Origin of the sequence: Edaphosphingomonas haloaromaticamans (assembly GCF_001853345.1) — a bacterium.
Classification (GTDB): Bacteria; Pseudomonadota; Alphaproteobacteria; order Sphingomonadales; family Sphingomonadaceae; genus Sphingomonas_E; species Sphingomonas_E fennica.
This window is the reverse complement of the sequence record NZ_MIPT01000001.1, coordinates 1,088,118-1,109,815: the sequence shown is the minus strand read 5'-3', so window position 1 is coordinate 1,109,815 and position 21,698 is coordinate 1,088,118. Positions and strand designations below refer to the sequence as shown.

At 68.1% G+C, this 21,698-nt stretch carries 24 protein-coding genes; 18 read left to right on the top strand and 6 right to left on the bottom strand.

Going from position 1 to position 21,698, the window contains the following annotated elements; genetic code table 11:
* Nucleotides 1-13 precede the first annotated feature (13 nt).
* From BHE75_RS05230 to BHE75_RS05215, 4 genes are all read right to left on the bottom strand, one after another.
* A complete protein-coding gene (locus BHE75_RS05230) occupies nucleotides 14-898 on the bottom strand; it encodes a cell division protein FtsX (protein WP_070932887.1) in 885 nt (294 codons plus the stop codon).
* A gap of 10 nt (nucleotides 899-908) precedes the next feature.
* Nucleotides 909-1,613 carry a cell division ATP-binding protein FtsE gene (gene ftsE, locus BHE75_RS05225; protein WP_070932885.1) on the bottom strand — a complete coding sequence of 235 codons (705 nt, stop codon included), beginning with the start codon at nucleotides 1,611-1,613 and terminating at the stop codon, nucleotides 909-911.
* Between the two features lie 201 nt (nucleotides 1,614-1,814).
* Entirely contained in the window at nucleotides 1,815-2,201 is a 387-nt protein-coding gene (locus BHE75_RS05220; RefSeq protein ID WP_070932883.1) for a hypothetical protein, read from the bottom strand.
* Nucleotides 2,202-2,256: 55 nt separating this feature from the next.
* Entirely contained in the window at nucleotides 2,257-3,801 is a 1,545-nt protein-coding gene (locus BHE75_RS05215) for a M23 family metallopeptidase (RefSeq protein ID WP_070932881.1), read from the bottom strand.
* A gap of 233 nt (nucleotides 3,802-4,034) precedes the next feature.
* On the opposite strand from BHE75_RS05215, the gene BHE75_RS05210 reads away from it, so the two are divergent.
* The 4 genes from BHE75_RS05210 to BHE75_RS05195 all read left to right on the top strand — a co-directional run bounded on the left by BHE75_RS05210 (nucleotide 4,035) and on the right by BHE75_RS05195 (nucleotide 8,145).
* Complete coding sequence (locus BHE75_RS05210; RefSeq protein WP_070932879.1) at nucleotides 4,035-6,578, top strand: helicase-related protein; 2,544 nt, start codon at nucleotides 4,035-4,037, stop codon at nucleotides 6,576-6,578.
* Nucleotides 6,571-6,885: an RNA-binding S4 domain-containing protein gene (locus tag BHE75_RS05205; RefSeq protein WP_070932877.1), complete on the top strand. Its 315-nt coding sequence runs from the start codon at nucleotides 6,571-6,573 to the stop codon at nucleotides 6,883-6,885. The genes BHE75_RS05210 and BHE75_RS05205 overlap by 8 nt, the downstream gene beginning before the upstream one ends.
* A gap of 138 nt (nucleotides 6,886-7,023) precedes the next feature.
* Nucleotides 7,024-7,362, top strand: coding sequence for a ferredoxin FdxA (gene fdxA / locus BHE75_RS05200; RefSeq protein WP_015459602.1), 339 nt, complete (start codon nucleotides 7,024-7,026; stop codon nucleotides 7,360-7,362).
* A gap of 264 nt (nucleotides 7,363-7,626) precedes the next feature.
* A complete protein-coding gene (locus BHE75_RS05195; protein WP_015459601.1) occupies nucleotides 7,627-8,145 on the top strand; it encodes a CarD family transcriptional regulator in 519 nt (172 codons plus the stop codon).
* 305 nt (nucleotides 8,146-8,450) lie between these two features.
* Here BHE75_RS05195 and BHE75_RS05190 read toward each other — a convergent pair whose 3' ends face one another.
* Nucleotides 8,451-9,137 carry a S24 family peptidase gene (locus BHE75_RS05190; RefSeq protein WP_070932875.1) on the bottom strand — a complete coding sequence of 229 codons (687 nt, stop codon included), beginning with the start codon at nucleotides 9,135-9,137 and terminating at the stop codon, nucleotides 8,451-8,453.
* Nucleotides 9,138-9,243: 106 nt separating this feature from the next.
* On the opposite strand from BHE75_RS05190, the gene BHE75_RS05185 reads away from it, so the two are divergent.
* On the top strand, nucleotides 9,244-9,432 hold the full coding sequence (locus BHE75_RS05185; RefSeq protein ID WP_070935514.1) for a hypothetical protein: 189 nt from the start codon (nucleotides 9,244-9,246) through the stop codon (nucleotides 9,430-9,432).
* Nucleotides 9,429-9,737 (top strand): hypothetical protein, encoded by a 309-nt coding sequence (locus BHE75_RS05180; protein ID WP_070932872.1) that lies wholly within the window; start codon nucleotides 9,429-9,431, stop codon nucleotides 9,735-9,737. Before BHE75_RS05185 ends, BHE75_RS05180 begins: the two co-directional genes overlap by 4 nt.
* Nucleotides 9,738-9,760: 23 nt before the next feature.
* Here the strand turns inward: BHE75_RS05180 and BHE75_RS05175 are convergent, their stop codons facing one another.
* Nucleotides 9,761-10,501: a hypothetical protein gene (locus tag BHE75_RS05175; RefSeq protein ID WP_139181648.1), complete on the bottom strand. Its 741-nt coding sequence runs from the start codon at nucleotides 10,499-10,501 to the stop codon at nucleotides 9,761-9,763.
* Between the two features lie 142 nt (nucleotides 10,502-10,643).
* On the opposite strand from BHE75_RS05175, the gene BHE75_RS05170 reads away from it, so the two are divergent.
* The 12 genes from BHE75_RS05170 to BHE75_RS05115 all read left to right on the top strand — a co-directional run bounded on the left by BHE75_RS05170 (nucleotide 10,644) and on the right by BHE75_RS05115 (nucleotide 21,695).
* A complete protein-coding gene (locus tag BHE75_RS05170) occupies nucleotides 10,644-11,663 on the top strand; it encodes a DNA topoisomerase IB (RefSeq protein ID WP_070932867.1) in 1,020 nt (339 codons plus the stop codon).
* On the top strand, nucleotides 11,663-12,838 hold the full coding sequence (locus BHE75_RS05165; protein ID WP_070932864.1) for a mechanosensitive ion channel family protein: 1,176 nt from the start codon (nucleotides 11,663-11,665) through the stop codon (nucleotides 12,836-12,838). Before BHE75_RS05170 ends, BHE75_RS05165 begins: the two co-directional genes overlap by 1 nt.
* A gap of 52 nt (nucleotides 12,839-12,890) precedes the next feature.
* Nucleotides 12,891-13,349, top strand: coding sequence for a MaoC family dehydratase (locus tag BHE75_RS05160; RefSeq protein ID WP_015459594.1), 459 nt, complete (start codon nucleotides 12,891-12,893; stop codon nucleotides 13,347-13,349).
* A 36-nt stretch (nucleotides 13,350-13,385) separates the two neighbouring features.
* Nucleotides 13,386-14,561 carry an acetyl-CoA C-acyltransferase gene (locus tag BHE75_RS05155; protein WP_070932862.1) on the top strand — a complete coding sequence of 392 codons (1,176 nt, stop codon included), beginning with the start codon at nucleotides 13,386-13,388 and terminating at the stop codon, nucleotides 14,559-14,561.
* Nucleotides 14,562-14,901: 340 nt separating this feature from the next.
* The gene (locus BHE75_RS05150; protein ID WP_084652940.1) at nucleotides 14,902-16,155 is read left to right on the top strand and encodes a tyrosine-type recombinase/integrase; all 1,254 of its coding nucleotides are present in this window, start codon (nucleotides 14,902-14,904) and stop codon (nucleotides 16,153-16,155) included.
* Nucleotides 16,156-16,163: 8 nt separating this feature from the next.
* Nucleotides 16,164-16,391 carry a hypothetical protein gene (locus tag BHE75_RS05145; protein WP_139181647.1) on the top strand — a complete coding sequence of 76 codons (228 nt, stop codon included), beginning with the start codon at nucleotides 16,164-16,166 and terminating at the stop codon, nucleotides 16,389-16,391.
* On the top strand, nucleotides 16,388-17,026 hold the full coding sequence (locus BHE75_RS05140) for a hypothetical protein (RefSeq protein WP_070932853.1): 639 nt from the start codon (nucleotides 16,388-16,390) through the stop codon (nucleotides 17,024-17,026). Before BHE75_RS05145 ends, BHE75_RS05140 begins: the two co-directional genes overlap by 4 nt.
* Before the next feature lie 70 nt (nucleotides 17,027-17,096).
* On the top strand, nucleotides 17,097-17,390 hold the full coding sequence (locus tag BHE75_RS05135) for a helix-turn-helix transcriptional regulator (RefSeq protein WP_217494711.1): 294 nt from the start codon (nucleotides 17,097-17,099) through the stop codon (nucleotides 17,388-17,390).
* Nucleotides 17,387-17,641 (top strand): hypothetical protein, encoded by a 255-nt coding sequence (locus tag BHE75_RS05130; RefSeq protein ID WP_070932849.1) that lies wholly within the window; start codon nucleotides 17,387-17,389, stop codon nucleotides 17,639-17,641. Before BHE75_RS05135 ends, BHE75_RS05130 begins: the two co-directional genes overlap by 4 nt.
* A 153-nt stretch (nucleotides 17,642-17,794) precedes the next feature.
* Complete coding sequence (locus BHE75_RS05125; RefSeq protein WP_139181646.1) at nucleotides 17,795-19,417, top strand: DUF5906 domain-containing protein; 1,623 nt, start codon at nucleotides 17,795-17,797, stop codon at nucleotides 19,415-19,417.
* Nucleotides 19,418-19,873: 456 nt separating this feature from the next.
* The gene (locus tag BHE75_RS05120; RefSeq protein WP_070932844.1) at nucleotides 19,874-20,323 is read left to right on the top strand and encodes a hypothetical protein; all 450 of its coding nucleotides are present in this window, start codon (nucleotides 19,874-19,876) and stop codon (nucleotides 20,321-20,323) included.
* Nucleotides 20,310-21,695, top strand: coding sequence for a phage terminase large subunit (locus tag BHE75_RS05115; RefSeq protein WP_070932842.1), 1,386 nt, complete (start codon nucleotides 20,310-20,312; stop codon nucleotides 21,693-21,695). Before BHE75_RS05120 ends, BHE75_RS05115 begins: the two co-directional genes overlap by 14 nt.
* Nucleotides 21,696-21,698 lie beyond the last annotated feature (3 nt).

The following is a 21,698-nucleotide window of genomic DNA, read 5'->3' as shown; positions in this document are numbered from 1 at the left end:
GGCCGCCGCCCCTTCATAACATCCGCCTCAATGCCGCCACGACCGTCCAGCGGGCGGCGAGCATCGCCATCACCATGCCCGCCAGCGGCAACGCGGCCAGCAATGCCCAATGCATCGGAGAAAGCGCGAAGGCCCCCACCAGTTCCGAACCGAGCGCCGCCAGCCGCGTCCCCAGCAGGGCGAGCACGGCGACAGCGGCGGCCAGGCCGAGCAACCCGCCCGCCAGCGCGTCGATGGCGATGCGGCGCTGGAAAAGGCGCGCGATCTGGACGTCCGTCGCGCCCAGAAGATGCATCACGTCGATGGTCGGGCGGTGGTTGTTGAGCGCGCCGCGCGCCGTCAGCACCACCACGGCGGCGGTGGCCCCGGCCATCAGCAGCACCAGCACCCCGGCCAGCCATTTGAGCGTGCCGATCACGCCGGCCAGCGGCGCCAGCGCGCGGGCATGATCGTCCACCCGCGCCGCCGGGGCGACGGGGGCGATGGCGGCCGCGATCCCTCCGGCATGGCGGCCCGGCTTCAACGTGGCATCGATCAGCACCGGCACCGGCAGGTCGCCAGACAAGGTTTCCTTGCCCAGCCACGGCGCCAACAGCGCCTGCATCTCTGCGTCGGTCACGCGGTGGACGGACGCGATGGCGGGGTGACGGACGAGCACCGCCATCGCCCGGCCGGCCTGTGCTTCGCGCAGGTCGGCGTTCGCTTCCACGATCTGCACGGTGATGCGACCGACCAGGTCGCCGCCCATGGCCCGCGCGGCCCCCGCCATGGCGAGGCCGCCGGCCGCCGCCAGCACCATCAGGAACATCATGATCGCGATCACCCAGGGCATCGGCCCCGCCAGCCGCGCATCGGGCAGCAGCCGCCCCTGGCCGGCGATGAAGGCGGGTAGCTTCACGGCCGCCTCCTCATGCCGGACGCGTCGGCGGATGGCGAAGCGCGCCGGTGGGATCTTCCAGCCGCCCGCGATCGAGCCGCATCATCCGCGCATGGCCGATGCGGTTGATAAGATGCGCGTCGTGCGTGGCGACGACGATCGTGGTGCCCAGCTTGTTGAGTGCATCGAAAAGATGGATCAGCCGCCCCGCCATTTCGGGATCGACATTGCCGGTGGGCTCGTCCGCCACCAGCACCTCCGGCCGGCCGATCACCGCGCGGGCGATGGCGACGCGCTGCTGCTCGCCGCCCGAAAGCGTCGCCGGCCGGGCGGCGGCGCGGTTGGCGAGGCCCACCCAGGCCAGCATCTCGCGCACCGGCTCGTCCAGCTCGCGTTCGGAGACGCCGGCCACGCGCAGCGGCAGCGCCACATTGTCATAAGCAGAAAGATAGGGGACCAGCCGGAAATCCTGGAACACCACGCCGATGCGGCGGCGGAAGCCCGGCAGGCGGCTGCGCGGCATGGTGACGATATCTTCGCCGAAAAGCTGGATCAGCCCCCGGCTCGGCCGCTGGGCGAGGTAGAGCAGCTTGAGCAGCGACGTCTTGCCCGCCCCCGACGGGCCGGTCAGCACGTAGAAGGCGCCCGCCGCCAGGGTGAAGCTGATGTCCGACAGGGTTTCCGCGCCCGTGCCATAGCGCAGACCGACATTATCGAACTGGACGATTCCGCCCATGCCTGCCCCGCCTGCTCCCCACTATGCGCGGATACGCCCCCGCTTCCGTCCCATGGCACGGGCGGGGCGAGAAGGTAAAGGCGGTGGCGACGTTTCGCGATGGGACGGCATCGCAAAGGCTTGCGGCCATTCGATCCGGAGGCCGGCCGGCCCCGCGTGAAAACGATATGCCGGGCGGCGGACGGCACCGGCCGCGGGGCTTCAATCCCCCGGATTGGCCTCGGCGACGGCCTCGGCGACGGCTTTGGCGATCCGCGCTTCGAGATCCGCCTTGGCGAGGTTCAGCAGCAGCCCGTCTTCATTCTTGCCGAAAGCGGCCAGCGGCACCCGCGTCTTGCCCGCGCTCGTCGCCAGCACCGCGCCCGCCGCCTCCACACTTTCGATCGTGCCGATCACCTCGCCATCCTTGTCGCGCACGGTGCTGCCGGCGGTGACGTCCTCGGCCTTGGCCGGCCCCGCCTGCGCCTTGCCCTTCCGGGACGAATGGCCGGCGCCATCCTTGCCGTCGTCCCGCGCCGCCGCGGGCATGGCGACCGCCAGCGCGCAGCCGATCAGCATGGCGCCCGTCATGATCTTCGGCATGTTCATTTTCCCCCTCCCCTTATGATCCCATCCGGGCGCCGGCTCGACGAAGGAGGGGCGCTCAGCCGCGTGTCGCGGGTTTCCGGGCTTCCGCCGACTTCTGCGGCTCCGGCGCGTCCGCGCCCGCCGGGCGCACCGCCAGCAGCCGGCCGAGCTGCGCCTTGAAGCGGGCGAGATCGCCGCCGGCGAGCTGCGAGGTGGTCGTGAAGCTCATCGTCGCCGGGTTGACCGCGACGTTGTTCTTATAGACCTCGTAATGGAGGTGCGGGCCGGTCGACAGGCCGGTCGATCCGACATAGCCGATTACCTGTCCCTGGGCCACGCGCTGTCCCGGCCGGGCGACGATGCGGCTCATATGCGCATAGCCGGTGGCCATGCCGCTGCCGTGGTTCAGCTTCACATAATTGCCGTGGCCGCCATGCCAGCCGGCGAAGGCGACGGTGCCGTCGATCGCGGCGAGGATCGGCGATCCATAGGCCGCGCCGATATCCATGCCCTTGTGCAGCCGGCCATAGCCCAGCAGCGGGTGCCGGCGCATGCCGAAGCTCGACGTCATCCGCCCGACCACGGGCATCCGCATCAGCCCCTTGCGCTCGCCGATGCCGGACGCTTCATACCATTGGGTGCTGCCGGCGGCCGTCCATTGCATCAGCCGCGTCTGGCGCTTGCCCTGGTCCAGCCCGGCGAAAAGCAGCTTGCCGACCTCCACCTCGCCCGTTTCGGCGCGGCGATGCTCGACGATGATGTCGAAGCGGTCGGTGGAGCGGACGTCGCGTCCCACCGACATGCGGCTGCCGATCGCGCGGATATAGGCTTCGACCGCCTTGGCCGGCGCGCCCGCCGCCCGGGCCGCGCGATAGAGGCTGGAGCCGGCGAAGCCCTGAATGCGCAGCGGCGTATCGTCGACCGCGATCGGGATGCGCTTCAGCGCCAGCGCGCCGTTGATCCGTTCGACGCCGAGCTTGAGATCGAAGCGGGCGCGGAACAGCAGGTGATCCAGCGGGCGCGGATCGGATTTGCGGGCGCGGCGGCCGAGGGTGAGGTCGATCCGCGTGCCCGCCTTGATATCGGCGAGCGAAGCTGCGCCGGACACCATCTTCGCGACCGCCTGCGCCTCCGCCTTGGCGACGCCGGCGCGTTCCAGGACGCGGGCGAAACCGTCGCCCTGGCCGATGGTGGCGACCAGATCGATCGACGGGCGCTCGGGCGTGTCGGCCAGCGGCTGGGCGGTGTCGGTCGGCGCCATGCGGCGGCCGGTGTCCGCGCCCAGGCCCAGCGGCGCGATGGCGATGGCGCGCGCCTCCTGCCATTGCGGCTCCGCCATCGGCGCAGGCGAGGGCGCCGGCAGCGCGGCGAATTTCGGGAAAAAGGCGATCGGCGCGGCGCAGAGCGCAAGGCACGTGGCAAGCCCGCGAAACCAGTGCAGGCTGCCGATGCGCGCGCCCAGATCGACGACCAGATCGAGATCGTGGATCACGGCGCGCCAGCCGGCAAGTTCGGGAAGGACGGGAGCGGCAATGCCCAGCGACGATCGCGGACCGCCATCCAGCGCCAGCGCCACGGCGCCTCCGCCCTGGCCGAATCCGGCTTCGTCCCGCTGATACAAGGCTGGCTGCCCCCGATCCTGTTGAAACCCCCGCCCGCGTTCACAATGGTCGCGCGGCCGGTGCATAGGACTCTTGCGAAAAGGGGTTAAAGTCAAATTAAAGGGCGGAATCCGGGGATTTTCTTGCGACGAGCCGGGGGCCGGCCACGACAAGCCGAATCGCACGCCCGGAACGAAACGGTCCCGTTCGCCCGCCTCTTGTGTTTGTCGAAGCCACGGACAATCTTGGGCGCATGTCGCGCTTCGCCGCTTCGCCGATCGCCGCCGTGCTCGGCCCGACCAATACGGGGAAGACGCATCTCGCGATCGAGCGGATGTGCGGCCACTCGTCCGGCATGATCGGCTTCCCGCTGCGGCTGCTGGCGCGCGAGGTCTACGAGCGCGTCGTCGCGATCAAGGGCGCGGAACGGGTGGCGCTGATCACCGGAGAGGAGAAGATCCTGCCGCCCCATGCCCGCTGGTTCTGCTGTACCGCCGAATCCATGCCGATGGACCGCGAATTCGCCTTCGTCGCGCTGGATGAGGCGCAGCTGGGCGCGGACCCGGAGCGCGGCCACGTCTTCACCGATCGGCTGCTGCGCGCACGGGGCCGAGACGAAACGATGATCCTGGGATCGGAAACGCTGCGGCCGATGCTCCGCCAGCTCATCCCCGATGCGGAGATCATCAACCGTCCCCGCTTCTCCACCCTCACTTATGCCGGCCCGGCCAAGCTTTCGCGCCTGCCGCCGCGATCGGCGATCGTCGCCTTCTCCGCCGAGGAGGTCTATGCCGTGGCGGAGATGCTGCGGCGCCTGCGCGGCGGCGCGGCGGTGGTGATGGGGGCGCTCAGCCCGCGCACCCGCAACGCCCAGGTGGCGATGTTCCAGGCGGGCGAGGTCGATTATCTCGTCGCCACCGACGCGATCGGCATGGGCCTCAACATGGATGTCGCCCATGTCGCCTTCGCATCGCTGCGCAAGTTCGACGGCAAGCGCAGCCGGCGGCTCACCGTTTCGGAAATGGCGCAGATCGCCGGGCGGGCTGGCCGCCACCAGCGCGACGGCACCTTCGGCACGCTGGCGGTGGAAGGCGGGCGCGGCGGCTTCGAGGAAGAAGAAGTCGAGGCGATCGAGCAGCATCATTTCCCGCCGCTCGACCATCTCTACTGGCGGGAGGGCGCGCCCGATTTCTCCAGCGTCGATGCCCTCATCGCCTCGCTGGAAAGACGCCCCCAGGCGGCCGTGCTGCGGATGGCCCCCCAGGCGATCGACCTTGCCGTGCTCAAGCGGCTGGCGGACGAGGACTGGGTGCGCGATCGCACGCGCGGAACCCGGCTGGTGCAGCGGCTATGGACCGCCTGCGGCCTGCCCGATTTCCGCAAGACCGGCGCGGAGCCGCACAGCCGCCTCGTCGCCCGCATCTATCGCCACCTGAGCGAAGGCATGGGCCATATCCCCTCGCAATGGTTCGCCGAGGAGATCGCCCGGCTGGACAGCGTGCAGGGCGACGTCGAAACGCTGTCGGACCGGATCGCGGCGGCGCGGACCTGGGCCTATATCGCCCACCGCGCCGATTGGCTGGACGATCCCGCCAAATGGGCGGAGCGCACCCGCGCGCTGGAGGAGAAGCTGTCGGATGCGCTTCACCAGAGGCTCACCCAGCGCTTCGTCGATCGGCGCACGGCGGTGCTGATGCGCGATCTCGGCGCGCGGGGCGTGGATGCCCTGCCCGTCACCGTCGCCGAGGACGGACAGGTCGCGGTGGACGGCGAAACCATCGGCCGGCTGGAGGGATTCCGCTTCAAGGCCGATCACCTCGCCCGCCATCACGACATGAAGCGGCTGATGGCGGCGGCGGAGCGGCGGCTGGGGGGCGAGCTTTCGCGGCGCGCGCGCGCGCTGGTCGCCGATGGCGATCCCGCCTTCAGCCTCGATACCGATGCCGGCCGGCCGGTCGCCATCTTCTGGCGCGGCGATATCGTCGCCCGGCTGGAGCGCGGCCGCGACCTCCTCACCCCGCGCATCACCCTCTACAAGGCGCTCGACGCGCTCGCCCCCGACGAGCGCAAGGCCGTGAGCGACAGGCTCGCCCGCTGGATCGGGTTCGAGGTCGATCGCGTGCTGAAGCCGCTGGCCACGATCAGCGCGGCCGCGCGAGACAGGGATGTGCCACCGGCGCTGCGCGGTCTCTACGCGCCGCTCGCCGAAGCCGGCGGCATCGCCTCCCGCCAGCCGCTGGAAGCCGCGATCGCCGGCATCGATCGCGACATGCGCCAGGCGGCGGCCAAGGCCGGCATCAAGCTCGGCACGCTCGACGTCTACATCCCCGCGCTGCTGAAGCCCGAACCGATGCGCTGGCGCCTCGCGCTTGCCGCCGCGTTCGACAATGGCGTCATGCCGCCGCTTCCCGCCCCCGGCGCGGCGGCGCTGCAGACGCCGGCGGACGGCGAGATATTCGCCGCCTTCGCCCGCGCCGGCTATCGCCCGCTCGGCGCGCAGATGCTGCGGATCGACCTTGCCGAGCGGCTTGCCCGCATCGCCCACGACCGGCGGCTGAGCGAGGGCCGATCGGGCCGCGCGGCCTTCGCGCCGGACCCGGCGCTCGCCACGTCGCTGGGGCTCAGGCCGCCAAGTTTCGCCCAGCTCATGCTCGCGCTCGGCTTCCGCCCCACCGAGGCGGAGGACGGTGCGCGGCCCCATTGGAAATGGCATGGCGCCCGCCGCCCGCGCCGCGCGGAGCGCACGCGGCCCGGCAACGCCTTCGCCGTGCTCGCCACCATGCGGCCCCATGAGTGAGACGATCAGGATCGACAAATTCCTGTGGTTCATCCGGCTCGCGCGGACCCGCGGCCTGGCGCAGGATATCGTCGCCGCCGGCCGGATGCGCGTCACCGGCCGCATCGTGGAACGGGCGCATACCGCCGTCCGGGTGGGCGATGTCCTCACCTTTCCGATGCACGGACGGGTAAGGGTGATCCGGGTGGAGATGATCCCGACCCGCCGCGGCCCCGCCGTGGAAGCGCGCGCCTGCTATACCGACCTGTCGCCGGCGCCCGTGCCGGAAGGGGATCACCGCGACGCCGACCTCAACGGACAGGCATGAGACCCCGGCCCGCAGCCCCCACCCGGCGTGGCACCGCGCCAACACCGTCCCTGCGAACGTCTCGCAGAAATAAGGCAAATATTGACGCGCCTGCCGTGGCACCATAGCAGAGCGGCGTTCGAGGAGAGAGAAGCGACCATGACATACGTCGTCACCGATGCCTGCATCCGCTGCAAGTATATGGATTGCGTCGAAGTTTGCCCGGTCGACTGCTTCTATGAAGGCGAGAACATGCTCGTCATCAACCCGAACGAGTGCATCGATTGCGGCGTGTGCGAGCCCGAATGCCCCGCCGAGGCGATCCTTCCCGATACCGAAAGCGGCCTGGAAAAGTGGCTGGAGGTCAACGCCACCTTCTCCGCCCAGTGGCCCAACCTCACCCGCAAGGGCGAGCAGCCGGCCGATGCCGACGAGCATAAGGGCGAGGAAGGCAAGTATGAGAAATATTTCTCGCCCGAACCCGGCCAGGGCGACTGATAGCGCTATAGCCGGCTGACGGCTTTTTACCCCGCGCAACCCCTTGGAACAAAAGGCTGCTGACACCGTTGTCCACGGTGCTGGCCTTTTTCCTGCGAATCTGTTACAGTTCGCGGGTTGGGTGTGTGCGTAACATAAGTAACGTTGATCGCACCGTTCGGGACGCATTGATTCGTCGTCGCTTGCTGCTGCCGGCAAGGCTACCCATATGGATGGCCTGACCGCGCAGGGCGCGGCGACAATTCCAAGGAAGGGTCGAAATTGATGGCTGCCAAGGCGCTGAGCTTCGTTGTCGGCGATTATGTTGTGTACCCCAAGCACGGCGTGGGTCGTGTGATCGAACTTCAGAGCCAGGAGATTGCTGGCGCCAAGCTCGAACTCTACGTTCTCCGTTTCGAGAAGGAGCGGATGACGCTCCGCGTGCCCACCAACAAGGCGGAAGCCGTCGGCATGCGCAAGCTGTCGTCCAGCGTGACGCTGCAGGAAGCGCTGCAGACGCTGAAGGGCAAGCCCAAGATCAAGCGCACCATGTGGTCGCGCCGCGCCCAGGAATATGAGGCGAAGATCAATTCGGGCGATCTCGTCTCGATCGCCGAGGTGGTGCGCGATCTATTCCGGGCCGACGACCAGCCGGAACAGAGCTATTCCGAACGCCAGATCTTCGAAGCGGCCACCAGCCGCCTCGCCCGCGAGCTGGCGGCGATGGAACAGACCGACGAACCCGCCGCGCAGGACAAGATCCTCGATATCCTCCGCGCCGCGGCCGCCACGCACAACAAGTAAGCGCGGCACTGCGATACCGGCCCTCGCTCGGGCCGGACGAGAAAGGGGCGGCCTGTGGGGGGCCGCCCTTTTCGTTTGAGTGGAGGGCCACGGCGCCCTGGGCGCTTTGTCCGCCACTCCGCGAAGGCGGTCCTTCCGCGCGATGCGAAGCCCGATTTCGGCCTTCATCGCCTCCGAGCCTGCTTAACGGACCATTTCTCCAGATCACGCGCACGGCCCGAGCAGCCCCATGGATGCCGGAGCGACGGGAATGACGGTCCTGCTTCAAGGTAGAGGAAAGTAGCTTTCCGGCCACGGAGCCCGCTTCAGCGGAACCGCCGGCCGCCCCAGATCACCCGGCCGACCACCCCGATATCATCCAGCGCGCAATCGGGGATCGGCGGATAGGCCGGATTGTCGCTGGCGATCGTCACCCGCCGCGCGGCCGGGTCCACCAGCAGCCGCTTGACCAGCAGCACCTCGCCCATCCGCAGCACATAGATGCCGTCACGCAGCCGATCCGGCCCGTCGCCGCGATCGACCAATATGTCGTCGCCATCGGCCAGGGTCGGCAGCATGGAATCGCCCGATGCGCGGATCAGCGAGAGGCCCGCCGTGCCCGCCGTCGCCACGGCCCGCAGCCAGGCAGCGTCGAACAGGAAGGGCTGGCCGATCTCCCCTTCCGCGGAGACCGCCCCCGGCCCCGCCGATGCCCGCACCGCCAGCCGGGGCACCGCCACGAAATCGGCATCGCGCCGCGCCGCGCCCTTCGCCGCCGGCGCGATGCGCGGCGCAGGCTGCCGTTCCGGCCCGCCGAGCAGCGCCTCCTCCACGCCCAGATATCGCGCCAGCGTCGCGCGATCCTCCTCGTCCAGCTTGCGGGGCACGCCGCGCTTGATGAACTGCTGAATATAAGCGGGGTTGCGGCCGATCAGCCGGGAAAGCGAGGTATAATCCTCCCCGCGCTCGCGTATGAGCGCATCCAGCACCGCGCGGGGATCCCCATCGGACATGCCTGCACTCTACAGATAGGAAAATTCCTAGACAAGTAGGATTTTCCCCATGAGAACATATAGCGAACATCTCTCGCGACTCGCGGGACGGAAGATGGAGATGGCGATGCACCTCTTGTCCACGATCGAACGGCACCTCCGCCGCAACAGAGTGCCCCCGACGCGCTTCGGGCGCGAGGCGGTGAACGATCCGCGCTTCGTGCTCGATCTGCGCCGGGGGCGGGAACCGCGCGCGGCCACGCGGGATCGGGTGCTGGCCTATATCGCCATGCACCGGGAACAGGCCGGCGCATGACCGTGGCCGCAACGAAGCAGCTCGCCGCCGCGCTGGCGGCATGGCTAGGCCCCATCGGGCCGGTGGAACTGATCGATCATCGGACGGCCGACTGGGCGAGCGCCACCTTCGTCGGCCAGCGCCACGATATCCGGCTGCGGATCGCCACCGCCGCGCCGCTGCCGCCCGGGCTGACGGAGGATCTTGCCGAGGCCGATCTGCCCATGGCCGGCCATGTCGCCGCCGATATCCTGCTGGCGGGCATCACCGCCGGCGACGGCGCCGTCCTGCTCGATATCGAGGCTCTCACCCTCGTCGATGCCTGAAGCGCGGAGGCCGCGCCCGCCTTTCAGCCCCGGCGCGCCGCCAGCCTCTGCAGGTCCAGGATCGCGGCGCGCAGCGCATCCTCATCGGGCACGGCCGCTGCCGCCGGGGGCGCATTCCCGTGGCGGGGAAGCGGCCGATGGCCTTCCGCATCGCGCGGCCGCAAGGCGGGCGGCGCCAGCGTGCCCATTTCGGCCGCAAGCTTTTCCATCAGTTCGGCAATCGGCACGTTCATGCCGGATCGCGCGGGCTCCGGCTCGTCGTCGATCATCTCGTCGAGCAGCAGTTCATCCGATTCTGGCGGGGGGAAGCAGGGGGTGGGCGGGAACGCCGCCGGCCCTTCCACCGGCGCGGCCGTATCGACCGGAAAATCGGCTATCGCATCCAGGATCAGCGGCCTCACCACCACGGGTTCGGGCTTCACGATCAGTGGCTCCTTGACCCGGCGGGCCGGCGGGGTCAGCCAGTCCTCCTGATCGTCCCCCTCATCCTCGATCCTGGCGCGGCGCGCGGCGCGCGCGTCAAGCCCGCGGAATATCGCCCAGGTCGACGCTCCGGTCGCCAGCGCGGGGATAATGATGAAGGCGGTGCGGGCATCCGCGCCCGCCGGCAGCCCGAGGCCCTTCAGCCACAGCCATACCGTCATGTCCGGGATCGACCAGCAGAAGAACGCCGTCGCGCCCGCCAGCATCCATGCCGCCATCCCGGCCACCGGCCATGTTTCGATCCGCGCCCCCGCGCGGGCCATCCAGCTTGATCCGCTCACCGCGTCCGCCTGCGAACTGTTGATGGGAAACGCGTAAACGGCAATGCTTAACGCCCCCTTGTGCCAGACATGCCCCGCAGGAACGAAGCGCGCAAGCCGCGCGTTCGACCGGCGCGCTTCGCCAGGGAGAATCCCGCCGCTTATGCTCCATTATGTCGATGATGCCGACCCCGGCATTACCCGCCAGCGGATCGGGCCGGATGGAGCGCAGACCAGATGGGCCTATTTCGACGCCCGGGGCCGCCGCATCACCCGGCGGGCGGAAATCGACCGGCTGAACGCCATCGCGCTGCCGCCGGCCTATGTCGATGCCTGGTTCTGCCCCCGGCCGAACGGCCATATCCAGGCGATCGGCTGGGACGAACGGGGGCGCAAGCAATATCGCTATCACCCCGATTTCCGCGCGGCGCGCGATGCCGCCAAATATGATCGCTGCGCCGATTTCGGCCGCGCGCTTCCCGCGATCCGCGCCGCCGTGGAACGCGATCTCGCCCGGCCCACGCTGGGCCGGGATCGCGTGGTCGCGGCCGTCGTCCGCCTGCTCGACCTCGGCCGCGTCCGCGTCGGCAACGAAGCCTATGCGAAAGCCAATCGCAGCTTCGGCGCCACCACCCTGCGCCATCGCCACGCCAATGTGCGCGGCCACAGCATTCACTTGGAATATATGGGGAAATCCGGGAAGCTTCGGCGGCTCTCCATCCGGGATGCGCGGCTCAGCCGGCTGGTGCGGCGCTGCCAGGACCTGCCCGGCCAGCATCTGTTCCAATATCTCGACGCCGATGGCACGCCCTGCCCTGTCACCTCGGGCGACGTGAACGATTATCTGCGCCGGGTGAGCGGCGGCGATTTCACCGCCAAGCATTTCCGCACCTGGGGCGCCAGCGTCATCGCCTTCGGTGCGCTGGTCGCGGCCGGCGGCCACATATCGCTGAAGGCGATGCTGACGCCCGTCGCCGAGGCGCTGGGCAACACCCCCGCGATCGCGCGCAAATCCTATGTCCACCCCGCCCTGATCGAACTGGCGGGAAATCGGGGAGATTCGCCCCTCGCGGGGTTGAAGCTGCCACGCCGCACGAAATATCTCTCGTCACTGGAACGCGGCCTGATAGCCTTTTTGGACAATCTCGCCGATCCGCCCGAAACCATATCGAAGGCAGCCTGATGACGACAGCCAGCAACAGCACCGCCCCTTGGCCGGCGGGCGGGGAACCCTTCGACGCCCAGATCCATCGGCTGTGGACGGACTCGCTGGCCTGGACGACGCAGCACGGCCTCCAGATCATCGCGGCGGGAATCGGCGCGGCCATCATCGTGCTGCTGCTGGTGGCGCTCAAGCGCTTCGGCCTCCGCCTCTGCCGCAACCACACCAACCGCAACGAATGGCCGTTCATCATCGGCCAGGCGCTCGGAAAGACGCGGCTGTGGTTCATGGTCGCCGTCGCGGCGCAGCTCGTGGCCACCTATGCGGACGCCCCCGTCTATCTCGGCCGCACGATCGCCTTCTTCTTCACGGTTGCCTCCGTATTGCAGGTGGCGGTGTGGGCGCGGGTGCTGATCCTGGGCCTGATCGCCCACCGCGCGGGCGGGGCCGCCAATGCCAGCAGCCTCGGCAGCGCGATGGGGATCATCCGGCTGCTCGTCACCATCGCGGTGTTCGCGATCGCCGCGATCGTCATCCTCGACAATCTCGGCGTCAACGTCACCGGCCTGATCGCCGGCCTCGGCATCGGCGGCATCGCCATCGGCCTCGCCGCGCAGGGCATCTTCCAGGATCTGTTCGCGGCGCTTTCGATCCTGTTCGACAAGCCGTTCCAGCGCGGCGAAGGGATCAGCTACGATACGACCAGCGGATCGGTGGAGGCGATCGGCCTCAAGTCCACGCGCATCCGTTCGGCCACGGGGGAGGAGATCGTCATCTCCAACGCCAACCTCCTCAACAAGGAGCTGCGGAACTTCACCCGCCTCAAGCGGCGGCGGATGATCCACCGCTTCGGCGTGATCTACCAGACGGCGCCCGACGTGCTGGCATCCATCCCCGCAAAGGTCCGCGCGATCGTGGAAGCGGAGCCCAAGACCGAATTCCTGCGCTGCGGCATGGTCGGCCTCGGCGCCTCCAGCCTCGATTTCGAGCTGCAATATGACATCCGATCGACCGATTATGAGGAGGTGTTCGCCACCAACCACCGCGTGCTGATCGCCATCCTCACCCAGTTCAATGCCGAGGGCGTGGATTTCGCCTATCCCACCCAGACGACGTTCACCGCCGCCCCGGACGGCCGCATGGTGATGCCCTATCCCGAACCGGCCGGACACGACACCTCGCCCGCCGCCACTTGACGTTAACGTCAGCACTGCCCACAAACTTCGCCCGACAAGAATGGAGGGGATGATGGGCACGATCAGCGTGGCGGATTATCAGGCGAAGGTCGGCGAGACGGTCGGCTCGTCGGAATGGATATTGATCGACCAGGCGATGATCGATCGCTTCGCCGATGCGACGGGCGACCACCAGTTCATCCACGTCGATCCCGAACGCGCGAAGCAGACGCCGTTTGGCGGCACCATCGCCCACGGCTTCCTCACCCTCTCGCTGCTGCCGGTGATGCGGGAAAAGAGCGACGTGCCCACGATCGAAGGGCTGAAGATGGGCCTCAACTACGGCGGCAACAAGGTGCGCTTCCTCACCCCCGTGCCTTCCGGATCGCGCGTGCGCGGCCATTTCAAGCTGCTGGAATTCGCGGAGAAGGGGCCGGGCCGCTACCAGGAGACGGCTGAGCTTTCCGTCGAGATCGAAGGCAAGGACAAGCCGGCGCTCATCGCCGAATGGATCGCCCAGATCTTCGTGTGACACCCGCAGCCCTGCCGGAACGGAAAGGATAATCCGATGCGTGATGCCGTGATCGTTTCCACCGCCCGCACGCCGATCGGCCGTGCCTATCGCGGTGCCTTCAACGCCACCCCATCCCCCACGCTGGCCGCGCACGCGATCCGTGCGGCGGTGGAGCGCGCCCGGCTCGATCCGGCGGAAGTCGACGACGTGGTGATGGGCGCGGCGCTCCAGCAGGGCGTGCAGGCCACCATCGGCCGCACCGCGGCGCTGCGCGCGGGCCTGCCCGTCACCGTCGCCGGCATGTCGGTGGACCGGCAATGCGCCTCGGGGCTGGAAGCCGTCGCCATCGCCGCGCGCAAGGTGATCGTCGACAAGGAGGATGTCGTCGTGGCCGGCGGCGTCGAATCCATCTCGCTGGTGCAGACCAAGGACATGCGCGTCGGCTTCGATCCGGAACTGATCGCCATGCACGACGATGTCTACATGCCGATGCTGCAGACGGCGGAGGTCGTCGCCAACCGCTACGGCATCAGCCGCGCGGCGCAGGACGAATATGCCCTCCAGTCGCAGCAGCGCACCGCCGCCGCCCAGGCCGCCGGACGCTTCGATGCGGAGATCATCCCCGTCACCGCGACGATGACGGTGACGGACAAGGCCACGGGCGAGGTTTCGCAAAGGCAGGTCACGCTGGCCAAGGACGAAGGCAACCGCCCGGAAACCACGCTGGAAGGGCTGGCCTCGCTCCAGCCCGTCGTCGGCCCGCAGGGCTTCATCACCGCCGGCAATGCCAGCCAGCTATCCGACGGCGCATCGGCCTGCGTGGTGATGGAGCGCGGCCTGGCGGAAGCCCGCAACCTCGCGCCGCTCGGCCGCTTCGTCGGCATGGCGGTAGCGGGCACCAAGCCCGACGAGATGGGCATCGGCCCCGTCTTCGCCATCCCCAAGCTGCTCGAACGCTTCGACCTGCGCATGGCCGATATCGGCCTGTGGGAGCTGAACGAGGCCTTCGCCGTGCAGGTGATCTACTGCCGCGACACGCTGGGCATCCCCAACGACCTCATGAACGTGAACGGCGGCGCGATCTCGATCGGCCACCCCTATGGCATGTCGGGCGCCCGCATGGTCGGCCACGCCCTGATCGAGGGCAAGCGGCGCGGGGTGAAGCATGTCGTCGTCACCATGTGCGTCGGCGGCGGCATGGGCGCGGCCGGCCTGTTCGAGGTGCTGTAAGGCCCGCCCGGCATGGCAGGGACAAGGCGCCGGGCCGGTGGAACCTCACCGTCCGGCGCTTCCGCACGAGCGCCGAGCGACCATGCGCGTGCCGGCGGGAAGCCGGTTTAGTTTCCAGATTCTCGGGGAGAAAATGGTGCTGCCGGGGAGGATTGAACTCCCGACCTCAGCCTTACCAAGGCTTTGTTCGGCAGGCCCGTCCGGTTCCCGCCAGAAACTTTCATGACATTCTAAGTGCTTGCCTTTGCTGGCAATACTGGGCACGGTTCGTTCCGTCCGGTTCCGGGGAAGCCCCTGCAAATCTGCTCCCCCGGTGCTCCCCCGGCAAGAGAGGGCAGCGATGGCAAAGGGTTTGAAAAAGGCATTCACCGAGGAAGGCGTGGCGCGCATGTCCGCGCCGCGCGGCACCCGCCGCGAGATTGGCGACGCCGTGCAGCGGGGGTTGGTCCTCCGCATCGGCGAAACGGGCGTGAAGTCGTGGTCGGTCATCTACAAGGTGCCCGGCGAGCGAGGCGTTAGCCCGACCGGCCGACCGCTCAAGGGGTCGCAGAAGCGCATCACCATCGGGCAATATCCGATGGTCGGCGTGGCGGCGGCGCGGGCGGAGGCCAGCCGGATCATCGGGCAGGCCCTCACCGGGCGCGACCCCCGCCCGGAGCGGCGGGACGCCAACCTGCTGCGCCACACCAACAGCGTCGAGGCCGTGTCGAAGCGCATGATCGAGCTTGCGAAGAAGCAGGTCGAAAGCTGGCCGAAGATCGAGCAGATTTTGAAGGACTACGTCTGGCCCTCTCTGGGCACCCGCCCCATCGTGGACGTGGCGCAGGCCGATATTCACAAGCTGCTGGACGATCTTGTTGCCCAGGACAAGCACGGCACCGCCCGCGAAGTCCGCAAGATGATGTCGCGCCTGATGAATTACGCGGCGGAGAAGTCCCTTATCCCGGCTTCGCCAATGGCGGGCATGAAGCGCCGCGACCTGACCTTGCAGCCCAGCGAGCGGGCGCTGACGGACGAGGAAATCAAGGCGGTGTGGGCCGCGACGGAGGAAATGGGCTATCCCTTCGGCACCCTCGCCCGGACCATCCTGCTGACCGGCCAGCGCAAGTCGGATTGGAGCGACGCCCGCTGGTCGGAAGTCGAGGCGGCGGNGCGGTGGCTGTCCATCCCGATGGAACGCTTCAAGAGCCGCCGGGGGCATGTTGTGCCGCTGGTCGGCGCGGCATGGGAGCTTGTCGAGGGCCTGCCCCGGTGGAACGGCAAAGACCCGCACCTGTTTTCCACCACCGGCGGCGAGAAGGCGTCCGAGTTGGGCCAGAAGCCCGTCGCCAAGCTGCGGGAGCTTACCCTCAAGCATCTGCGGAAGCTGCGGGACGACCCGGAGGCGGAGCTTGAGCACTTCACCCCGCACGACTTCCGGCGCACCTGCGAAACGCGCCTCGCCCGGCTGGGCTATAATCAGGAAGTCCGCGACGCCGTGCTGGGCCACGCCAAGGCGGGCCTACAGCGCACCTACAACAAGCACGATTATCTGGCGGAGAAGCGGGCGGCGCTGGCCGCCTACGGCGACCACATCATGGGGCTGGTGAAGTGAGGCGGGCCGTGCTGGTAATGGTCGCCGCGCTACTGGACGGCTGCACCATGCGCCCGGAAGGGCTTAACTGGCTCCCGCCCGAAGCCCACGGCTCCCGCCCCGATCTGGCCGTGGCGGGCGGCGGAACGACCGGCGGCACTTCTATCGTGCAGCATGGCCGGGTGATCGCCACCATCCCCGGCGAAGGGCGCGGCGGCTTCATATATCTGCCGCCGAGCAAGGGGGACGACCGATGATCGACTACGAAGCGGACATTCGCCTTCGCGTCGAACGGGCGTGGGTTGGTGGCGACCGTGCGGCGGAACTTGCCGCGCTGGCGGACGTGCCCGGCGAGCGGGAGGCCGTCGCGGCGATGCTCAATGGCGTCGTCGGCGTCTATGTCGGCGCGATGATCGCGGAGGCCGCGCGGGACAATCCGCCATCGCACGAGCTTCCCAGCCCCGACCCTTGGGCGGATTGGCGCGGCGATGACGGTTGGAGCGATGGCGACCATAGCGCCTTGCTCGCCAAGGGCGAGGGTGCCGGTGGCGTCGGCCAGCCCGCGCGGAATGCCCTCTTGGCCGTGTATGAAACCCTCTGGGCATGGTGGGAGGATTTGCCGCCCCCTCCGGGCATGAAGCGCCGCAACCTTTGGCGACCGGAGTTTTTCCGGGATGCGGAGGCCGGGCTGACCTTGCCCAAGAACGTGCCGGGCGAAGTGTTCCTGTTCGTCGCGCAACACTGCCTTGACCGCGCAATCACAGCGTCGCATTGCAATAGCGTCGTCTCCCGCGTGAGAGAGCGCCGCAAGTCGCCCGAAGGGAAGGCCAAGCGGCGGGAAAGCAACAGCGCGCGCGCTGCGCGTCATCGCGCAAAGGCGCGGGGAGAATAACCCTCCGATCTTTTGGCTCCGGCCCGAACCATCATCCCCGCCGGTTACTTCAATTGGTGGAGGCGCGGCGGTGGCTGAGCGTTTCATTACGATGGTGGAGGTCCGGCAGCGCGTCGCGCTGTCCAAGACCGAGATCTACCGCAAGATCAACAAGGGCAATTTCCCCCGCCCCGTCCCGCTAGGTTCGCAGAAGGTGGTGTGGGTGGAAAGCGAAGTCGCCGCCTGGATGGCGGAGCGGCTGGCCGCGCGGGAAGCCCAGGAAGGGGCGGAAGTCCGTGCCGCCAGCGGGCGGAGGGCGCAGGCCGCGTCCTATGGCGGTCAGGCGCGGTTGATCGACCGGGTGGTCGATAGGGGCGCGGCATGAAGCCGTTTTCGGCATTCGTGCGGTCGCACCATTTCGACCGCTGGCAGGGGGACGGAGCCGATGGCGCCGAGTTCCGCTCCCGGCTCTCCCGCGCCAAGATCGCGTCGCTCTGCGAGCTACAGACGTGGACGCGGGAACGCTATCCCAATTTCTATAAGCGGCGTTCCATCTTCTTGGACGGGCGCACCGGCAAGGAAGTCATTGGCGACATTTGGGCCGACTATCTGCGCTGGGCTGAATGCCCCGCATAGAAAAGCGGCCCGCGTCCGGGGGCAATGGACGCGGGCCGATTGGCAAAGCCGGGCCGCACAACCCGAACGGAGATACGGATTATGCCTATTGATTCATGCCCAGAGGGCAACGGCGCGGCAATCACTTCCGGCGCGCGCGCCCTGTTGCTCCCCGTGACCGGAACGCTCCGCGTCGTCTCGCCCGAATACATCAACGCCATGCCGTGGGTTCAGCGCCAGCGCATGACCTACGAGGCGTTCTGCGCCCACGCGGCAGCTCAGGGCCTTCCCCTGCCGACGACCGAACAGTGGCTCGACACCTACAGCCTGACCCCCGCCGAAATGGACGAGTTGCGGGCGATGATCGACGCTTGCGACAACACCCCCGCCGGGTTGCGCGAGTTGGACGGGCATTTCTTCATCCGCAAGTTCGGCAACAAGCCCCGCGTGTGCTGGCGGCAGGCGGACGGGCGGCTGGGCCAGATGTCCGTGGACGACTTCAAGACGGCCTACGGGGACAAGTATGTTCAGGCCGGGCAGAACAAGCAGGGGGTGCCGATCTTGAAGCCGCTGGCCGAAGCATGGCTCAAGCATCCCCGCTCCCCCCGTTACGACCGCGTAGAGTTCCTGCCCGGCCAGCGCCATTGGGAAGTGGCGGAAGGCACCTACAACCTTTGGGCGGGCTGGCCGGACGGCCTCGCGCGGGAACGGGATATGCGCCCCGCGCTGCTGGGCGACGTGCCGGAGCCGGACGACGAGTTCGACGGGGACAGCGAGCCGGAACAGTGCCAGCTTCTCCTCGCGCACCTGCATGACAATGTCTGCGGCAGCGATCATGAAGTCTATATGTATCTTCTCGGCTGGCTGGCCGATGCCCTGTTACGCCCCGGTCCCAACGAAGTTGCGGTGGTGATGACCGGCCCCAGCGGCAGCGGCAAGGGCACCGTCGCCAATCTGTTCGGGGAGTTCTTCGGGCCGCATTTCTTCGTCGCCAACCGCCCGGAGCAGATCGAGGGCAAGTTCAACCGGCACCTGATGGAGACGCAGTTTCTGTTCGGGGACGAAGTGGACTTCGGGCGGGGAGAGGCCGCGAACAAGCGGCTGCGGAACCTTGTCACGGAACCGACCGTGCCTATCGAGCCGAAGGGCGTTGACGCCTTCCATGCCCGCAAGTGGTTCCGCATCATGCTCGCCACCAACGATGAACACGCGATCGGCGCTCTCAAGGATGATCGCCGCTACCTTGTGCTGAACGTGGATGCCGGCGAACACAACCGGGACCGCCCCTACTTCGCCGCGATCCGCCGGGAATGGGAGAACGGCGGCAAGGTGGCGTTCTTCCGCTGGCTGACGGGCCGCTCGTGGCGCGAGTATCTGGAAAGCGGCGGCTGGGACGTGGGCAAGCGCCCAGAGACGGATGCGCTACAGGAACAGAAGGTGCTCAGCCTGTCGGCTGCTGACCAGCTTCTCTTGGGCATCTTGGAGGATGGCCGTTTGCCCGCCGAGCATCCGGTAAACAGGAATGCGCCACCTAACACCGTCTTGTCGCAGCCCTTGTTCGAGGCAATGCGCGAGCACTCGCCTGACCTGCGTTTCTGGTCGGATCAGAAGCTCACCACCATGCTGAGGGGCTGGCGCTGCGAGGGGTGGAAGTCGAATAGCGAACGTGGCTGGACCTTCCCGCCGCTGGGCGAGATGCGGGCGGCATGGGTAACGCGCATGGGCGAATATAGCTGGCCGGACGAAGCCAGCGACTGGCATGTTCCCGATTGGCGCGATCCGCAGACGCCGTTCTAGGTCCGCCCTCCGCCCTTCGCTCCGCCCTGCATTAACCTTCCGCAATTGCAGCATTATTCGCAAATCAGGGCGGAGCGGGCGTGTAGGGCGGGTTTGCTCCCTACCCGGTCCCCCTAGGCCCAGGGGGGAGGGGTAGGTGGAGGTATATAGTCTTTCCTTCTAGAATAAGAAAAAGTCCGCCCTCTCCGAACTGTGCGCCCTACGCATTGTATTCCTTGGGCTTTTTGGAGGGCGGATGCAGGGCGGAGTTGGGGCAGGTCCGCCCTGCCTCTGGGCAATTCCCAGCCCACCCCGCTTTCCTGTCAGCTAAAAAAGGGCTGTCTCAGCACTTAACGGGCCGTTTCCCGTCCCTGCTCCCCCGATGCTCCCCGAATGCCCACTTCTCTGGTCTAAGTTACCGAAATGCAAGGAATAACCCTCCGAGCGCGCGGCCCTAGGTAGGCTAAGCTCCGGGGCATGAACACCGAAACCAGCCCCCCGGCCAGCCTGCCCACGTCGCGCGACGGCAAGCACGGCACGGCGGTCATTCACGCCCCCGGCCTCGCCACCATTACCGACATGGCGCGCAACGGCCACCCGGCCAACGGCATCGCCGCTGCGCTGGGCATGTCCGGCGAAGCCTTTCGCCAATGCCGCAAGCGCCAGCCGGAAGTGGAAGCGGCGATGGCCGAGGGCCTCGCGGGTCTGGAACAGGAGCTAGTGCATAGCCTGCTGGTGGCGGCGCGGAAGGGCCAGATTGCCGCCGCCATGTTTCTCTTGAAGTGCCGCCACGGCTACCGCGAGACGGGGCAGACCGACACGGCCCCCAAGGTCGCGGTGCAGATCAACCTGCCCGCCGCGATGGAGGCCAAGGCTTACGCGGCGATGGTCGAGGCGGAAGGGGGAGCGCGCGATGGCGACGCCTAAGCTCACCACCCCGACGCCTTGGCAGGAACGGGTGCTGGCGGTGCCCGAAGACCTGAACCTTGCCCTGCTGGGCGGGCGCGGGTCCGGCAAGACGACCGCGCTGGCGCTGCTCGCCCTGCGGCACTGCGTCCAGTATGAGGACAAGGCCCGCGTCCTCATCCTCCGGGCCACCTACAAGAGCCTCGCCAATCTCTGGGACGAGCTTGAGGCCCTGTTCCGCGACGCCTTCCCCGGCGGCATCACCAGCAACCGCGCCGATTTCGTAATCCGCTGCCCGAACGGCGCGGTCGTCACGCTGGGCAACCTGTCGTCGCAGAAGGACGTGGCGAAGTGGCAGGGGCAGGAGGCGAACCTGCTGGCGGTCGATGAGATCACCAATTTCACGACGCTGCGCCACATCAACATGCTGCGCGCCAACCTGCGCGGCCCGGCGGGCATCCCCACCCGCATGATCGTGCTGGGCAACCCCGGCGGGCCGCTCCACGCCACCATCGCCCGGATGCACGTTCATGGCCGGACCCCTTGGAAGCCCTACGAGCTACCGGACGGCTCGCGTTGGGTATATGCGCCTTCCACCTACATCGACAATCCGACCATCGACACCGAGCGTTACGCCCGGTCGATCATCGCATCGTCCGGCGGCGACCGGGCGCTGGCCGAGGCATGGCTGAACAACAACTGGAACGACCTTGCCGGGGCGTTCTTCGCGGACGTGTTCGGGGACCATCTCATCATCCCCGACGACCCCGGTTTCCGGGTGCCGAAGGGCAAGGGCCACGGCTGGTATAGCGCCGTCGCGCTGGACTGGGGTTGGTCGGCCCCTACCGCCGCCGTGCTGGCCGTTCACGCCCGCCAGCCCGGCCTCATCGGCCCCGCCGGTCGCGTCTATCCCAAGGGATCGTGGATCATCGTGGACGAAGTGCATAGCGCCCGTTCCGACGACCCCTCTCTGGGCAAGGGCTGGCCGCCGCAGATGGTGGCGGAGGAAGTGTTGGCGGCCTGCGAACGCTGGGGCATCCGGCCGCATGGCGTGGGCGACGATGCACGCGGGTTGCAGAACGACACGCTGCTGGAACAGCTTGGCCGCCACGGCCTGCACCTGACCAAGCCGACGAAGGATCGCATTAGCGGCTGGGTGAAGGTGAAGGCGCTCATGGCCGCCGCCCGCGACGGCGACCCGGACACGCCCGGCCTCTGGATTTCCGAACGCTGCCGCTACGGCCTCGAAACCCTGCCGCTGCTGCCCCGCGACGATGTGCGGATGGAGGACGTGGACACGTCCGCCAACGACCATTGGGCGGACGCGCTCCGCTACCTCGTCAACTCCGCACCCCGGATCGTCACGTCCGGCCGGACCATCGGCCATTACTGAGAA